Source organism: Pseudomonas sp. (genome assembly GCF_030147005.1).
Taxonomy (GTDB): domain Bacteria; phylum Pseudomonadota; class Gammaproteobacteria; order Pseudomonadales; family Pseudomonadaceae; genus Aquipseudomonas.
The window spans coordinates 1-17,253 of sequence record NZ_JASLAW010000125.1; the positions used below are offsets into that span (position 1 = coordinate 1).

The following is a 17,253-nucleotide window of genomic DNA, read 5'->3' on the forward strand; positions in this document are numbered from 1 at the left end:
TACAAACTGGAACATGAGGCCCGAGCAGACGTACAGCGCTATGTCTCTCGCTACAACATCAGCAGGCCTCACAGCTATAACGACTACCGGTCGCCGGTCATGAAGGAAAGGTTGGCGGCGTGAACCGTAATCAGTGTCCAAGATTACTTGACCAGTTCAGTCGCAGGGACTGCCTCTTTTTTATTGACATAAAAGCCAGTGCTCAACTTTACAGCCTGGTGGAGACTGCCAAAGCGGGGTTTATGGAGCGCTTACAACCCTATAACCCGCGCAAGCGCGGGTTATAGGGTTTGTCCAAACATGGTTATTCGTTGCTTTTGGCTCGCGGGTCGAAGTATTGATTTTCGACATTGCCGCCCCATAACACATAGGTGCCATTGGTGAGCCGAGCGGCGAATGAAGGGTCGTTATGAACGGGTCTTGGTGGTGGAGGGTTACCCACGTAAGGGAAGCGTTTTATCGAATATAACTCAACCACATTGCTGCGCACGTATTCAGCCAACTCGGGAGGAATTTCACCCGCGTCTTCCATCTGTAGAGTAGCGCCCCATACGGACACAGCACCCTCCGTCCCGCCCTGAGTAGTAATCACCCCATAAGCTCCGTTGGTGCAGTAAACGTCGCGTATGAGACTGGCCATCAACGTTTGCCGCAAGGCAGTACTCATTTCACCGCCCGAGGTACGAAGACCATGCAAAACAATTGCATTGGTTCTGCCGTCGTCATGGCGACTGAGTAAGAAGAAGCTGTGGTCATTGGCGTATAAGCTGAGATTTCCATCCACAATAATGGCTCTGGACGAGACGTTTTTGTGTTGTCGTTGCGGCTCCTTGTTTGCGCAAGGCCGCGGTGGGTCACCAGGAACTGCACAAGCGCCGTTAAAGGCCGCCTCAAACTGGGCTTTCACTTGCGGTGGTATAGGGTCGCCCCCAAATCCAATGGCTCCCCAAGCTTCGGCTTGGCCCGATTGATTTGCTATCAAGAATGCCCAACGGTTAGCCGTGCATAGAATGATATTGCCACGTAAGGCCAAGTTTGCCGCGCTGTCAGACATGTTCCCGCCTTCGCCCACCCTACCCCAACTCACCGCAAGACGACGCGCTCGTGTGATGGCGCAGAAAGCCGTTGTAGCAGCGATCACCGATTCGATCCCGCCGTCATTGAGGATCTGACGCAATTGCTCAACGGGAATAGTGCCGCCGCCGGTGGCATGTCCCCATACAGCGAAATCACCCTCCGCGGTCATGGCACAAAAGGAAATGGCTGTCGCCACAATCCTTGTAATAAACATTGAGTTGAGCTGATCCCGAACGTTGGCCGGTATCGTGCCACCTTTATTCGGGTCGCCCCACGCATGAACACGACCGTTTTGGGTTCTCACAGCAAAGGCATCATCTGCGGCGTAAATAGCCAAGGGCGGATCAAACAGCAATGCTTGTTGAATGGCAGCGGGGACAGTCGACACTGGATGATTCACTGGGCCAATGGCGGCGATACGATTGGCCCCAGGCGCGGGGTTACTGTAAATCAAAGCGAAACCACTTCGGGTGCTATAAACAGAACGAATGCCCTGCAAGGGTGGCAACGTGGCAGGAATATCACCCCCCCAACACAGCAACTGGTTAGTGCTTCCCAGCGGCACGAGCGCAGCGAAACTGCGTTCGGACGAGAACAACCGGACAGCTTTGTTATTTTTTAAAAAACTGCTTATTTCAGGTGGAACCGGTAAGCCCCATCCATTTTGCCCTCTTAGGTGAACATCACCACTGGTGGGGTCCAGCAACGCAAAAACGCCCCCCGTAGAAACAAACAATCTGTCGGAGGGCTCAGGCACATGAAATGAAAAATTACCGCGCTGCTTTAGATAGCACCATTCGTTTTCTTCATCAGAAATATTTTGAAAATCTGAATTTATTGGGTACAGCGGGGACTTTGCTTCATCACCTTCCACCCCATCAGACGTTACAGGAGTCACAGAAAACTGTAGAAACTTGCCACCGTCCGCAGCTCTCAACTTTATATCCAATTGCCCTTCTTCTGTCAGACGCTCACCGTTGATATACCAATAAAATTTAGACAGCCCCTCAGGGTTGCCGCCATTGCTGTTGTACAGGTAAAAACCATGTACGGTCGCGCCGACAAAAACATCCCCCACTACCTGAACATGAGTAGCCTCCGGGGTCATGAGATTATTTTTTTTCATGGGGTTCTCCAAACACTTCGTATGACGTAGTTGGATGGAACAATGAGGTGGTGCTTCGAATGCATAGCTGCGCTGCAACAACTCAAGGTCTTGCAAATAACCCGCGCGAACGCGGGTTATAAGGTTGATCCAAAACGACTATGTTTACGTGTCGTGCTCCCGAGGGTCGTAATGTTGGTTTTTCACGTTACCGCCCCATAACACGTAGGTGTCATCGGTGCGTCTCGCCGCAAACGAGGGATCGATGTGCACGGGCCGTGGCGGTGGTGGTGGAGGCGGTGGTGGTGGTGGTGGCCGAGGTGGCGGATCGGGCTGTTTGACATAGGGGAAACGCTTGATGGAGTACAGCTCCACCACGTCACTGCGAACATGTTCGGCCAGTTCAGGAGGTATTTCACCGGCATCCTCCATCGCCAGCGTGGCCCCCCAAACGGAAACGGCCCCTGCTGTGCCACCCTGAGTGGTAATAACACCGTATGCCCCGTTGGTGCAGTACACGTCGCGAATCAAACTGGCCATCAATGTTTGTCGAAGTCCCTGGCTCATGAAAGCCCCATGGGTACGATAGCCATGCAACACGATGGCATGAGTTCTGCCATCGTCCTTACGACTCAATAAAAAGAAGCTCACGTCGTTGGCATACACACTGAGATTGCCGTCCAGAACAATGGCGCGGGATGAAACATTGGGGTGATGCCGCGGCTTTTGCCCTCTTGTCGGGGACCGCTCCGGCGCGCCCGGAACGGCGAGGAGGTCCTCGGACGAAACGTTTGGATCCGCGCTGATCCTGAATGCATTCTCGATTTCCAGCTTTACGTTAGCCGGAAGTGGAGCGCCGCCATAGAGCGCCGCGCCCCACGTCTCCGCCTGGCCGGAAGCATTGGCCATCAAAAACGCCCAGCGATTGGCCCTGCAAAGAATGATATTTCCGCGAGTGGCCAACGTCAGTGCACCAGCCGACATGGTTCCACCCTGGCCCGCAGCCCCCCAACTGTAAGCCCGGCGACGATCGCGGGTGATAGCACAAAATGCATTCTCGGCGGCAATCAGCGACTCAATGCCGCCCTCCTCAATGATTTTGCCGTATTGGTCGACGGGGATAACGCCGCCGCCGCCCGGATTTCCCCACGCTACGCAGTCACCATTCCTGTCATCAATGGCGCAGAACGACATTGCGGTTGCAACAATCCGAGTGACAAACATCGAATTGAGTCGCCTCCTGACGTCATCAGGGATGATGCCACCGTTATGAGGATGCCCCCAGGCGTACACCTTGCCGTCACGGGTTCGCACTGCAAATGCGTCATCAGTCGCATAAATAGCCTCGGGCTGATCCCATATCAGCGCGGATTGAATCTCATCCGGCACCGTGGATACGGGCCTGCCTACCGGGCCTATTGCAGCGATCCGGTTACTGAACCCTTGAGGGTTAGTATAAATAACGGCAAATGCACTTCTCGTACTGTAGACCGACCGGATGCCTTGCAAGGGCGGAAGAGTGGGAGGAATGGTGGGGCCCCACATTAACAATTGGTTGGTGCCGCCCAACGGGATGAGCGCAGCAAAGCTCACTTCAGAAGAGAACAGCTTGATGGCCTTGTTGTTTTTCAGAAAATTTACGATTTCCGGCGGCACCGGCAGGCCCCAGCCTGTTTGCCCTTCAAGATGGACGTCGCCCGTATTAGGCTCGAGCAGTGCAAACACCCCGCCTGTCGAAACAAACAGCCGGTCTGCGGGCTCCGGTACATGAAACGAGAAGTTGCCGCGCTGCTTCAGGAAGCACCACTCATTTTCATCGTCCGATATATTTTGAAAGCCTGAGGTAACTTCATAGGTTTGTGAAAACCTCTCAACGCCTCGGGTACCGTCAGACGCAACCGGGATGACAGAAAACTGCAAAAACTTGCCTCCGTCCGCCTGTCTTAATTTCAGGTCCAACTGCCCCTCTGTTTCAAGTCGTTCACCATTAAGATGCCAAAAAAATTCAGACAACCCCTCAGGACTGCCAGCGTTATTGCTATAGAGATAAAACCCACGGACGGTAGCGCTGACATGCACATCACCCAAAATCGAGACCTGGGTTGCTTCCGGCACAGTATGGGCAGATTGAGTTATTTGCATAATTCCCTCCAACTCGGCATGGCAGGCACGTTAACGGCTGTAAGTCTAAAACCCATTCGCACCTACCGTTACAAGCCTGCGTATAGCCTCTTACAAGCACCGTGAATTTACGGTTTTCCAGGATCTATATGTTCATTTGGAACTAGCGCTGTCCCTCCCCAGTTAACCCATGTTCCATTGGCAGCCCGTGCGGAGAAAGCGCCTTGCCGACCGATATTTGGAGCATACGCGGGCATTTGTTGGATGGAGTAAAGTTCTTTAATTCCATCACGCAAATGGGGTTGGAGCAGAACAGGTATCTGCCCTGCTTCCTGCTGGGCATTAGTCGCTCCGAACGCGACGACGGCTCCAACGACGCCCCCTTGATTAGCGATCAATGCGTATGCTCCGTTCGTGGAATACACATCGGTGATTTGACTGGCCATCAAAACTTGCCGGGTAGCCGAAGGTATTGCCCCGCCATAGCCGGCGTGGCCCCACGTAATCAAATCAATCGTTACCCCACCATTGCCCTTGCTCGACATGAAAAAGCTTGAGTCATTCGTGCTCAGCGTGACTTCTCCCAATTCAGTCACAAGATGGGTCAAACTGCTGCGCTGCTTGCCGATACTGTGACAGACACAGGCGGTATCAGGCGTGTGCGACCGCTCTGGATTTGCATTTGCCACCTGCAGTTTTTCGAAAACCGCCCGCACTCGCTCTTTCGCCCCGCTGGACTCAAGCACTTCACCCGCGTCCACGACTGTGAATGGCTCCTCCGAGCCCGCGTCGCTTTCAGCATTGGGCGTGTTTCCGCCCATGCCATTGACGCCCCACGCCGCTATCCCGCCTGCATTATTAACAATGCAAAACGCATACGCCGTGCTCGCGCACATCACGATATAACCGCGCGCAGCCATTGTTCTGGCCTCTTCGCTCATCACCCCACCATACGGGCCTCCCCAACTCAAGGCTGTCGCGCGTCGACTGGTGATAACGACAAAAGAGTCACGATTGGCGATCACATGCTTTGCCCCGTCGCCATCCAGGATCCGTTCGAGGTCCGCTGCAGAGATTGCGCCACCGCTGGTAGCCGGCCCCCAAGTCACCAGCGTGTTGACACGAGGATCCCCAACGCGCACCGCGCCAATCGCGCAAAAAGCGCCCGCAGTGGAAACCATTCGAGTGACGTTTATCTGGTCCAACTCTTTTCGCTTGTTCTGATCGAAAGTGCCTCCCGCTGCTGGGCTTCCCCACGCGTAAACACGCCCGCTTTCAGTAAGCACCGCGAAGGCCGCTGACGTACTGTAAATAGCCTTGGGTTGATCAAAGAACAGGAATTTTTGTATCTCGTCAGGTACGGCTCCACCATTGGCAACACTGCCAAATGCTCCAATCCTGTTTTTACCCGGAGGTGGATTATCATAGATCCAGGCAATTGCCGTCTCATTACAATAGACGTATTTAATATTGCTCAAATCCAAGTCATGTGGAATAGGTCCTATATTTCGGCCCCACAGGAGCAACTGGTTGGCAGTGCCGACCACCGGCACCAACGCAGCAAAGTCCCCAGCGGTTGAAAACATACGCGTGGCGGGATTGTTTTTCAGGTATTGCGCTATTTCAGCTGGTGGGGTACCGCCAGAATCATTGCGCCCTTTCACAAAGACACTCTGCGTGGTGCCACTCATCCAGGCAAATGCTCCGGAAGTGGAGTTCACGATACGGTCATTGGGCTGGTGTCGATACAAGGAAAACGCACCATATTGCTTGATGAAACTGCTGTTACTGTCCTCTTCCGAAATGTTTTGATAACCGCTGACGATGGTTCTAACTTGCGAATACACTTCAATACCACTGACACCTGAGGCAGATACAGGGGTCACGGCAAATCTAATTTGTTTACCGATCATGCTTTGTATAATAACCAGGTCAAAGTTCTCCGTTAGAGGCCCGGCGTCTTCGCCTATATACCAGCGACACATTGATCGCCCTTCTTCAATCTCTCCACCGGTAGCGTTGTACTTGTAACTTCCTCGCACAGTCCCGCCTGGCATATTTTCGCCAATGATGGTGACGTGGGTTGCTGTCGGAACCGACACAGTAGATGCGCTCACGTTATGCTCCTTGGAATAAAAAGCCCCACATCACACGCGCAAGCGATCGCAACGTGCTAAAAGGCTGCGAGACACAGGGTAAATAGCGTGCCAAGTGGATCCTGCATTCGGCTCGCCTTGGCACCCTTAGTTGGCCCCCTTTAATGAGGCCCGTCTACTGTCAGAATTAACAGGGTCAGCGCACCACTCATCCGATTTCGGCGACGTGATAACCAGCCGCCTCACGTGCCGGGTTAATCAACCGTTAATGCAGCCACCTCACCTTTACGTTTTTATTTGGAGAAACCAAACGTGTACTTGCGCATTGTTTCGCTCGCTGGCCTGCTGCTCACTGGCGCGACTCCAGCATTCGCCGAGCCTCCAGCCTACGGTCCAGAGCTCCAGGGTTTCCAATACCCCTACCCCCTCCAACACTTCTCCTTCCAGTCCCAAGGCAAATCCCTGCAAATGGGCTACATGGACGTGCCTGCCAACGGCACCGCCAACGGCCGCAGCGTGGTATTGATGCACGGCAAGAACTTCTGCGGCGCCACCTGGGAAAGTTCGATCAAGGCTTTGAGCGACGCCGGTTACCGCGTCATCGCCCCCGACCAGATCGGCTTCTGCTCTTCCAGCAAACCCGATCACTACCAGTACAGTTTCCAGCAACTGGCGACCAACACTCACCAATTGCTGGAAAAACTCGGCATCCAGAAGGCCACGGTGATCGGCCATTCCACCGGCGGCATGCTCGCCACCCGTTATGCGCTGATGTACCCCACCCAAACCGAGCAGCTTGGGCTGGTGAACCCTATCGGCCTGGAAGACTGGAAAGCCTTGGGCGTGCCCTACCAGAGCGTCGACCAGTGGTATCAGCGTGAGTTGAAGATGAGCGCCGACGGCGTGCGCAAATATGAGCGCGACACCTATTACGTCGGACGCTGGAAACCCGAATACGAACGTTGGGTGGATATGCTCGTCGGCCTGAACAAAGGCCCTGGGCATACCCAAGTCGCATGGAACTCGGCGTTGATTTACGACATGATCTTCACCCAGCCGGTGTACTACGAGTTCAAGGACTTGCAGGTGCCCGCCTTGCTGCTGATCGGCACCAGCGACACCACTGCCATTGGCAAAGATGTAGCGCCACCGGCGGTCAAGGCCAGGATTGGCAATTACCAGGTGCTGGGCAAGCAGGTGGCCAAGCTGATACCCCACGCCACCCTCGTCGAGTTCCCAGGCTTGGGCCATGCGCCACAGATGGAAGAGCCGGAGCAGTTTCATAAAGCGCTGTTGCAGGGTTTGAAAACCCTCTGATCCAATCTTGCGAGGCACCCCTAAATGTCGGTACAGATTGCAGTGATGGATGATTGGCAGAACGTAGCCAGGGGCGTGGTGGATTGGTCGGTGCTGGACGCCGTGGGCCAGGTGCATTTTCTCCACGATTACCCTGCCGACACCGCCACAATGGCAGAGCGTTTGCAGGGCTTCGAGGTGGTTTGCGTGATGCGCGAACGCTCAACCTTCGACAAGGCGCTGCTGCAAGGGCTGCCCGCACTCAAATTGCTGGTAACCGGCGGCATGCGCAACGCCGCCATCGACATTCCCGCCGCCAAGGCCCTGGGTATCCAGGTGTGCGGCACCGACAGCTATAAACACGCAGCGCCGGAATTGACATGGGCGTTGATCATGGCCACCACGCGCAATCTGCTCGCCGAAGCCAACTCGCTACGCGCAGGCGGCTGGCAGGTTGGCCTGGGCGGCGACCTGCATGGCAAGACCTTGGCAATCCTCGGCCTGGGCAGTATCGGCCAGAAGGTCGCCCGCTTCGGCCAGGTGTTCGGCATGCGGGTGATTGCCTGGAGTGAGAACCTCACGCCACAGCGGGCGGCGGAATCGGGAGTCACCTGGGTCAGCAAGCGCGAGCTGTTCGAGCAGGCCGATATCCTGAGCATTCATTTAGTGCTCAGTGAACGCAGCCGTGGCTTGGTGGATGCCCAGGCGTTGGGCTGGATGAAACCGACGGCGCGCCTGGTCAACACCGCACGTGGGCCGATTGTCGATGAGCAGGCCCTGGTGCAGGCACTGAGCAACGGCCGCCTGGCCGGGGCGGCGTTGGACGTCTATACCGAGGAACCTCTGCCCACTGACCATCCGTTGCGCAGCCTGCCCAATGTGCTGGCAACGCCCCATATCGGGTATGTGAGTGAGCAGAATTACCGACAGTTCTATCAGCAGATGATCGAAGACATTCAGGCCTGGGCCAACGACGTGCCCATTCGCGTGCTGGGCTGATGCACCATTTAAGAGCGTGCGCACGCTGTGGTGAAGGCCCATGCTCCCTCACCACAGTTGTCAACCTTGCATAAGGTTAAAAGTTTTTTGTCCTACAAAATCCCGCCGAAAACCCTACAGGATCTAGGATCTGTCCTAGACTCATGACCGATGGGTCCGCTCCAAAACAAAAACCCCGCAAAAAATCGAAACTTTCGAACTCTGCCGCAGGTCCAGTTTTAGGTAAGGCGAAAATATCCGGTTCAGGCCGAATGCCCGCCCATCCAAACTTTTTCAGCTAACCGTGCAACTGGCATAGGCCTTGCCAGTTTGTATAGCGCTTGTGCGCCTGGCCGCAGGATGCGGTCAATAGGAGCTACTGGCAGCGGGCCATTAGCCGACCAACGAAACAAGGGGAGTGCATTATGATCAGTGCCGCAGTAGTAACTCAGGGAGAGCGTTTTAGTCAGCAGGCAGGGGGGCCGACGTCATTGGCCGACCTGCCCAACACTGTGCGGCCGATCGTGAGTAAGAATCCGAATCGAAAGAAAGTGCTGTTTGTCACTTCCGAGTTTGCCGACCTGGTGAAGACCGGTGGCCTGGGCGACGTTTCCGCTGCCCTGCCCCGTGCCATGGCCCACCTGCACGATGTGCGGGTGCTGATTCCGGGTTACCCGCAGGTGATGGAGAGCGACAACCCGATCCATATCGTCGGTGAACTGGGCGGCCACGCGGCGCTGCCACCGTGCAAGATCGGGCGTATGGACCTCAAGGACGGCCTGGTCATCTATGTGCTGATCTGCCCCGAGCTCTACGAGCGCGAAGGTACTCCCTACGGCGCCAACAACGGCCGCGACTGGCCGGACAACCACATCCGCTTCGCCCGCCTGGGCCTGGCCGCCGCCGACATGGCCGCCAACCTGGCACAGATCCACTGGTGCCCTGACTTGGTGCACGCCCACGACTGGCCCGCTGGCCTGGCCCCGGCGTACATGCACTGGCGCGGTTCACGCACGCCGACCCTGTTTACCATTCATAACCTCGCCTACCAGGGCGTGGTAAGCCTGGGATGCACCCCCGAACTGGGCATTCCGCCCCATGCCCTGCAACAGGAAGGCATGGAGTTCTACGGCAAGATGTCGTTCCTCAAGGCCGGCATGGCGTATTCCAGCCACATCACCACGGTCAGCGCCACCTACGCCGCGGAAATCACCACGCCGGAGTTTGGCTGCGGCCTGGACGGTTTCCTCGCCAGCAAGACCCAGCAAGGCCTGCTCAGCGGGATTCCCAACGGCATCGACGAAAGCTGGGAAACCTCCACCGACACGCACCTGACCCACAACTTCAATATCGGTGACTGGGAAGGCAAGGCCATCAACGCCGCCCATGTGCGCGAGCTGTTCGGCCTGCACGATTCCACCGGCCCGCTGTTCGCCGTGGTGTCGCGACTGGTCTACCAGAAAGGCCTGGACCTGACCGAAGCGGTCGCCGGCTTCATCGTTGAAAACGGCGGCCAGATCGCGATCATCGGGCGTGGCGAGCCGGAAGAAGAACAGGCCATGCGCGAGCTGGCGCTGCGCTTCCCCGGCCAGGTTGGCGTGCGCATCGGCTTTAACGAGACCGACGCACGCCGCATGTTCGCCGGCAGCGACTTCCTGCTGATGCCATCGCGTTATGAGCCCTGCGGCTTGAGCCAGATGTATGCGCAGCGTTTCGGTTCGTTGCCGGTGGCGCGCAATACCGGCGGCCTGGCCGACACCATTGAAAATGGGGTCACCGGTTTCCTGTTCAACGAATCCACCGTCGAGAGCTACAAAGCAGCCCTGGAACGCGCTTTTAAAGTGTTTTCCTTCCCCGGCCTGCTCAATGCCATGCGCAGTTGCGCCATGACCCAACCCTTTAACTGGTCGCAGGCGGTGGAACCTTATGCCGATCTGTACGAGCAACTGGTGGTTAAAGCACTGGGGAAATCGACTAAATAACCAAGAGAGGTCTTCATAGATGCCGTTACGGACTCTGGAAACCTGGCCCCACGGCGCACTGATGCTGGACGCGCAACACACGCGTTTCGCCTTGTGGGCGCCAGACGCTTTTTCTGTCAGCGTTGAATTGCAGGAAGGGAAATCCATCGCCATGCTGCCTCAGGCAGACGGCTGGTTTGAAGCAGAAATAGCCTGCCCTGCCGGAACGCTGTACCGCTTCAATATCGACGGAGAACGCAATGTTCCCGACCCCGCATCCAGGGCCCAGGCCCTGGATGTGCACGGTTGGAGCCGCGTCGTCGACTCGCTCGCCTATGAATGGCGGCACAGCCACTGGCAAGGCCGCCCCTGGCACACAGCGGTGATCTATGAACTGCACGTCGGCGCGATGGGTGGTTATGCCGAAGTCGAGCGGCACCTGCCGCGCCTGGCCGAGCTGGGCGTAACCGCCATTGAATTGATGCCCCTGTCGCAGTTCCCCGGCGAGCGCAACTGGGGTTACGACGGCGTACTGCCCTACGCACCGCACTCCACCTATGGCTCCCCCGAAGAACTCAAGCACCTGATCGACAGCGCCCACGGGCATGGCCTGGCGGTGATCCTCGACGTGGTCTACAACCACTTCGGCCCCGACGGCAATTACCTGGGCCAGTACGCCAAGGGCTTTTTCCAGGAAGACGTGCACACGCCGTGGGGCGCGGGCATTGATTTCGAACGCCGTGAAGTGCGGGATTTCTTTCTCGATAACGCGCTGATGTGGCTGCTTGAATACCGCTTCGACGGCCTGCGCCTGGATGCGGTGCACGCCATCGACAACCCTGGCTTCCTGCAGGAACTGGCGCAACGGGTACGCCAGCAGGTCGACACCGGCCGCCACGTATGGCTGGTGCTGGAAAACGAGTTGAACCAGGCCAGTCTGCTCAAACATGATTTCGACGCGCAGTGGAACGATGACTTCCATAACGTGCTGCACGTGCTGCTGACCGGCGAAACCGATGCCTATTACAGCGACTTCGCCGAGCAGCCCACCGCCAAACTGGCACGTTGCCTGGGCGAAGGCTTTATTTATCAGGGCCAGACCACCCGTCACGGCCATGCACGCGGCGAACCCAGCGCGCAACTGCCGCCGACCGCCTTCGTGTCGTTCCTGCAGAACCATGACCAGATCGGCAACCGCGCCCTGGGCGAACGCCTGCATCAGCTGTGCCCGCCCCAGGCGTTGAAGGCGGCCACCGCCCTGCTGCTGCTCTCGCCGATGATCCCGCTGATGTTCATGGGCGATGAAGTCAATGCCGCCGAACCGTTCCTGTTCTTCACCGACCATCACGGTGAGCTGGCGCAGGCCGTGCGTGAAGGTCGACGCAACGAGTTCGCCGATTTCGCCGCGTTTCATGATCCCGAGCAACGCGAACGCATCCCCGACCCCAACGCATTGACGACCTTCCGGCAATCGCAGCCCGCGCTGGTCGAAAACGACCACGCCCAGTTTTATCGTCATTTGCTGAGCCTGCGTCATCAACATGTGGTGCCCCACCTGCCCGGCAGCGAGGCCCTGGGCGCGCAAGTGCTGGCTGACGGCGCCGTCAGTGCGCGCTGGCGCCTGGGCAATGGCAGCGTGTTGCAAATCGATCTGAACCTGAGCGCCGAGCCGGTCGATCAGCCCGCATCGCCGCACGTGATCTTTCAAACGCCTGCCGACCCCGGAGCGCACCTGCCGCCCCTCAGCGCACGCGTTTCTTTATTCCCTGCCGGAGAACAGTTTTGAGCGAAGCGAACCTGGAAATACTCGCCAGCCGCGCGGGCCTGGCCGTCGATTGGATCGACGCCAACGGTCGCCCGCAGCATGTGCGGCCCGACGCCTTGCGCGCCGTGCTCAAGGGGCTGGGGCACCCGGCCGATACCGAAGCCGAGATCGACGCCAGCCTGCGTGAGTTGGAGCAGGTCCAGCAGGATAAACATTTGCCCCCGCTGATGACCGTCGACAGCGGTGAAGGCCTGGATTTGGCGCGCTTCTTTGCGCCGGACACACCTTGCCGCGTCAATCTGGAAAACGGCGAAACCCTGGAATTGCGCCTTGATGGTGATGCCGTGTTGCCCGGCGTCATCGCCCTCGGCTACCACCAAGCACATATCGACGGCCAAACGTTTACCCTCGCCGTTGCTCCCGCCTGTTGCTACAGCGTGGCCGAAGCGGCCGACAGCGAGCCTGCCCGCGCCTGGGGTCTCAGTGCCCAGCTCTACTCGCTGCGCCGCCTTGGCGACGGTGGCTTCGGCGACACCCTGGCCCTGGAACACCTGGCCCGCTCAGCCGCCGAGCGCGGGGCCGATGCCCTGGCAATCAGCCCGATGCATGCCATGTTCAGCGCCGACACCGAGCGCTACAGCCCCTACTCGCCTTCCAGCCGGCTGTTTCTCAACAGCCTGTATGCCTCGCCGCAATGCATCCTGGGTGAACGCGAAGTGCACAATGCCATCGAGGCTGCGGGCCTGGCCGATGAACTGCACGCGCTGGAACAGCTCACGCTGATCGACTGGCCCGCCGCCGCCAAGGCCAAGCAGCGCCTGCTGCGCGCACTGTATGACGACTTCCGCCACGGCCATCATCCGCAACATGCCGATTTCCAGAGCTTTCGCCAGGCCGGCGGCGAAGCCCTGGAGAACCACTGCCGCTTCGAAGCCGTGCAGGCATTGCGCGCCGCCGCCGGAGAAGACCTCGACTGGCGTCAGTGGCCGGAAGCCTGGCGTAGCCCGCAAAGCCCGGCGCTGGTCCAGTTTGCCGAAGAACACCGCGATGAAATCGGCTATTTCGCCTTTACCCAGTGGCTGATCGCCCGCAGCTTGCAGCGTGCGCAGCAGGCGGCACTCGGCAGCGGCATGAGCATCGGGCTGATCGCCGACCTGGCGGTGGGTGCGGACGGCGGCGGCAGCCAGGCGTGGAGTCGCCAGGACGAGTTGCTCGCGGACCTGACCGTCGGCGCGCCACCGGACATTCTCAACCGTGCGGGCCAGGGTTGGGGCATTTCCGCGTTTTCCCCCGAAGGCCTCAAACGCAATGGTTTCCGCGCCTTTATTGAAATGCTGCGGGCTAATTTCGCCAACGCGGGAGGCCTGCGGATCGACCATGTAATGGGCCTGCAGCGCTTGTGGGTGATCCCTAACGGGGCATCACCGCGCGAAGGCGCCTACCTGTATTTCCCGGTGGACGACATGTTGCGGCTGTTGGCACTCGAATCCCATCGCCACCAGGCCATTGTCCTGGGTGAAGACCTCGGCACCGTGCCCGACGGCCTGCGCGAAAAACTCAGCAGCCGGGCGATTCTCGGCATGCGCGTGCTGTTGTTCGAGCAGGATAACGAGGGCCAATTCACGCCCATTCTCGACTGGCCCGACAACGCCCTGGCCACCACCAGTACCCACGATTTGCCGACCCTCAACGGTTGGTGGCACAGCCGTGACATCGAATGGAATATCGAGCTGGGCCTGATCGACGCGCCAACCGTGGATCAATGGAGCGAACACCGCCTGCGTGAACGCCAGGCACTGCGCCAGGCCTTGAGCCAGGACCCGCAGAACTTCGTCGATGAGATCCGCAACGACACCGACCATATGATCGATGCCAGCGTGCGCTACCTCGGCCACACCCGTGCGCCGCTGGTACTGCTGCCCCTGGAGGATGCACTGGGCATGGAAGAACAACCGAACCTGCCCGGCACCACCGACACCCATCCCAATTGGCGCCGCCGCTTGCCCGGCGAAGCGTCCAGCCTGCTCGACAATGCCGGCGCCGCGCGCCGCCTCGAACTGCTGGCCGTAGCGCGCAACCAAGCCTATGAGCGTGACCGATGAACGCACTGCCTCTACGCGCCACCCAGCGCCTGCAATTTCATAAAGGCTTCACCCTGGACGATGCGGTGCCGCTGGTGCCGTATTTCGCCCAACTGGGCATCAGCCACTTGTATGCCTCGCCCCTGCTCAAAGCGCGTGCCGGGTCGATGCATGGCTACGACGTGGTCGACCCCACCTGTGTCAACCCGGAGCTGGGCGGCGAAGCGGCGTTGCAGCGTCTGGTTGCCGCGTTGCGCGAACACAACATGGGCCTGATCCTCGATATCGTTTCCAACCATATGGCCGTGGGCGGCGCCGATAACCCCTGGTGGCTGGACCTGCTCGAATGGGGGCGTTTGAGCCCCTACAGCGAGTTCTTTGATATTCAGTGGCACTCACCCGACCCACTGCTCAAGGGCCAACTGTTGATGCCGTTCCTTGGCAGCGACTACGGCGAAGCGTTGCAGAGCGGCAGCCTGGTGCTGAAGTTCGAGGCCGCGCAAGGGGCGTTTTACGTTGAGCACTACGAGCATCGCTTTCCGATCTGCCCACGGGATTACGCGCTGATTCTCGGCAACGAGGAACCGCTCAAACCCCTGGCCGAACGCTTCGCGGCCTTGGCGTATCAGGACGACGCCTATGCCGAAGCCGGCTGGCTGAAACAGGCCCTGGCCGAGCGGGCCGGCGACGTGCTGCCGGCCATCGAACAGCGCCTCGCCGCGTTCGACGGGAAAACCCCTGAAGGCTTTGCGCGCCTGCATCACCTGCTCGAAGAGCAAACCTACCGACTTGCCAGTTGGCGCACGGCGGCGGACGACATCAACTGGCGGCGCTTTTTCGACGTCAATGAGCTGGGCGGCCTGCGCGTGGAGCGCACGGCGGTGTTCGAGGCCACCCACGGCAAGATTTTCGAATTGATCAGCGCAGGCTTGATCGATGGCCTGCGCATCGACCATATCGACGGCCTGGCTGACCCGCGTGGTTACTGCCGCAAGCTGCGCCGCCGGGTGGATGCGCTGTCGCCGGAGCGGCATTTGCCGATCTTCGTGGAAAAGATTCTTGGCGAAGGCGAAACCCTGCGCGAAGACTGGCAGGTGGACGGCACCACCGGCTATGAATTCATGAACCAACTGTCGTTGTTGCAGCACCACCCGGATGGTTTCGCCCCGCTGGCCGAGTTGTGGTCGCGCCACAGCGAACGGCCTTCTTCGTTTATCGACGAAGCGCGGCTGGCGCGTCAGCAGATCCTCAATGGATCGCTAGGTGGCGACTTCGAGAGCGTCGCCCAGGCACTCTTGCAAGTGGCCCGGGACGACGTGATGACCCGTGACCTGACACTGGGCGCGATCCGCCGGGCGTTGCAGGAACTGATCGTGCATTTCCCGGTATACCGCACCTACATCAGCGCTCGGGGGCGCAGCGCGGCTGACGACAAGGTCTTCCAGCAGGCCATGGACGGCGCGCGCAGCACCCTGAACGAAGGCGACTGGCCGGTGCTCGATCACCTGGAAAAATGGCTGGGCGGGCAACCCTGGCGCAATCGCCCGGTGGGCCGCGAGCGCAAGATGCTCAAGCACGCCTGTGTGCGCTTCCAGCAACTGACCTCGCCCGCCGCGGCCAAGGCGGTGGAAGATACCGCGTTCTATCGTTCGGCGGTATTGCTGTCGCGTAACGATGTGGGCTTCAGCACCGAGCAATTCAGCGCGCCACTGGCCGATTTCCACGCGGTCAATCAGCAGCGCCTGAAAAGCTTCGCGCACAACTTGCTGGCCACCGCCACCCACGACCATAAACGCGGTGAGGATACGCGCGCACGTCTGGCGGTGCTGAGCGAGTGCGCGCCGTGGTACGCCGAACAGGTCGAACACTGGCGCAGCCTGGCCGCCCCTTTGCGCAAAAGTGCCGACAGCCCCTCGGCGGGCGACGAGTTGATCCTGTATCAGGTCTTGCTCGGCAGTTGGCCGCTGGAACCCAGTCCTGACCTTGAGGCGTACCAGCAACGCCTGTGGCAGTGGCAACAGAAAGCCCTGCGCGAAGCCAAGTTGCAAAGCAGCTGGAGCGCGCCGAACGACGCTTATGAGCAAGGCGTTGAACACTTCCTGCAGCGCGTGCTGCTCAGTGAAGACGGCGCCCCATTGCGCAACGCCCTGGCCGACGCGGCCCAGGCGATCGCCCCCGCCGGTGCCATGAACGGGCTGGCGCAGACTTTGCTTCACCTGAGCGTGCCGGGCGTACCGGATGTGTACCAGGGCGATGAGTTCTGGGACTTCAGCCTGGTAGACCCGGACAACCGTCGCCCGGTGGACTTCGACGCGCGCCAACGTGCCTTGAATAACCCGGCGGACACCGGCGAGCTGCTGTCCAGCTGGCGCGACGGGCGCATCAAACAGGCTGTCATTGCGCAGGCCCTGGCCTTGCGCAAGGCTAACGTCGAATTGTTCAGCGACGGTGCCTACACCGCTTTGGAGGTGGTGGGTCAACAGGCTGATCATGTCGTTGCTTTCTGCCGGGAACACCAGGGCAAATATGCGCTGGTGGTGGTGCCACGCTGGTCCCGAGGCCTGCTCGATACAGCCTCGCAGCCCCTGATTCCTGCCCAGGTTTGGGGCGATACGCGGGTGAAATTACCGTTCGCCGCCACAACGCAAAACTGGAAGGGACTTTTTCAGACACGCGCAGTCACACCAGACAAGGAGCTGTTGATCAGCGCTGCCCTGGGGGATTTCCCGGTCAATGTTTTTATCAATGCCGATATTCAAGAAAGCTGAACATT

At 58.9% G+C, this 17,253-nt stretch carries 9 protein-coding genes; 6 read left to right on the forward strand and 3 right to left on the reverse strand.

All coding sequences use genetic code 11. From position 1 onward, the window contains the following. Positions 1 to 304: 304 nt before the first annotated feature. From Q1V60_RS11245 to Q1V60_RS11255, 3 genes are all read right to left on the reverse strand, one after another. The gene (locus Q1V60_RS11245; protein WP_300630273.1) at positions 305 to 2,203 is read right to left on the reverse strand and encodes a hypothetical protein; all 1,899 of its coding nucleotides are present in this window, start codon (positions 2,201 to 2,203) and stop codon (positions 305 to 307) included. A gap of 144 nt (positions 2,204 to 2,347) precedes the next feature. Further along, positions 2,348 to 4,324 carry a hypothetical protein gene (locus tag Q1V60_RS11250; protein ID WP_300630274.1) on the reverse strand — a complete coding sequence of 659 codons (1,977 nt, stop codon included), beginning with the start codon at positions 4,322 to 4,324 and terminating at the stop codon, positions 2,348 to 2,350. Between the two features lie 107 nt (positions 4,325 to 4,431). Then, positions 4,432 to 6,420: a hypothetical protein gene (locus Q1V60_RS11255; protein WP_300630275.1), complete on the reverse strand. Its 1,989-nt coding sequence runs from the start codon at positions 6,418 to 6,420 to the stop codon at positions 4,432 to 4,434. Between the two features lie 291 nt (positions 6,421 to 6,711). Between Q1V60_RS11255 and Q1V60_RS11260 the strand changes: the two genes are divergently transcribed. From Q1V60_RS11260 to Q1V60_RS11285, 6 genes are all read left to right on the forward strand, one after another. Next, positions 6,712 to 7,716, forward strand: a complete 1,005-nt coding sequence (locus tag Q1V60_RS11260) for an alpha/beta hydrolase (RefSeq protein WP_300630277.1) — start codon at positions 6,712 to 6,714, stop codon at positions 7,714 to 7,716. 24 nt (positions 7,717 to 7,740) lie between these two features. Continuing rightward, positions 7,741 to 8,694: a D-2-hydroxyacid dehydrogenase family protein gene (locus Q1V60_RS11265; RefSeq protein WP_300630278.1), complete on the forward strand. Its 954-nt coding sequence runs from the start codon at positions 7,741 to 7,743 to the stop codon at positions 8,692 to 8,694. Positions 8,695 to 9,098: 404 nt separating this feature from the next. Beyond that, positions 9,099 to 10,655, forward strand: a complete 1,557-nt coding sequence (gene glgA, locus Q1V60_RS11270) for a glycogen synthase GlgA (RefSeq protein WP_300630280.1) — start codon at positions 9,099 to 9,101, stop codon at positions 10,653 to 10,655. A 19-nt stretch (positions 10,656 to 10,674) separates the two neighbouring features. Continuing rightward, positions 10,675 to 12,420 carry a malto-oligosyltrehalose trehalohydrolase gene (treZ, locus tag Q1V60_RS11275; protein WP_300630282.1) on the forward strand — a complete coding sequence of 582 codons (1,746 nt, stop codon included), beginning with the start codon at positions 10,675 to 10,677 and terminating at the stop codon, positions 12,418 to 12,420. Then, positions 12,417 to 14,501 (forward strand): 4-alpha-glucanotransferase, encoded by a 2,085-nt coding sequence (gene malQ, locus Q1V60_RS11280; protein WP_300630284.1) that lies wholly within the window; start codon positions 12,417 to 12,419, stop codon positions 14,499 to 14,501. Before treZ ends, malQ begins: the two co-directional genes overlap by 4 nt. Next, positions 14,498 to 17,248, forward strand: coding sequence for a malto-oligosyltrehalose synthase (locus Q1V60_RS11285; protein ID WP_300630285.1), 2,751 nt, complete (start codon positions 14,498 to 14,500; stop codon positions 17,246 to 17,248). The genes malQ and Q1V60_RS11285 overlap by 4 nt, the downstream gene beginning before the upstream one ends. The last annotated feature ends 5 nt before the right edge of the window (positions 17,249 to 17,253 follow it).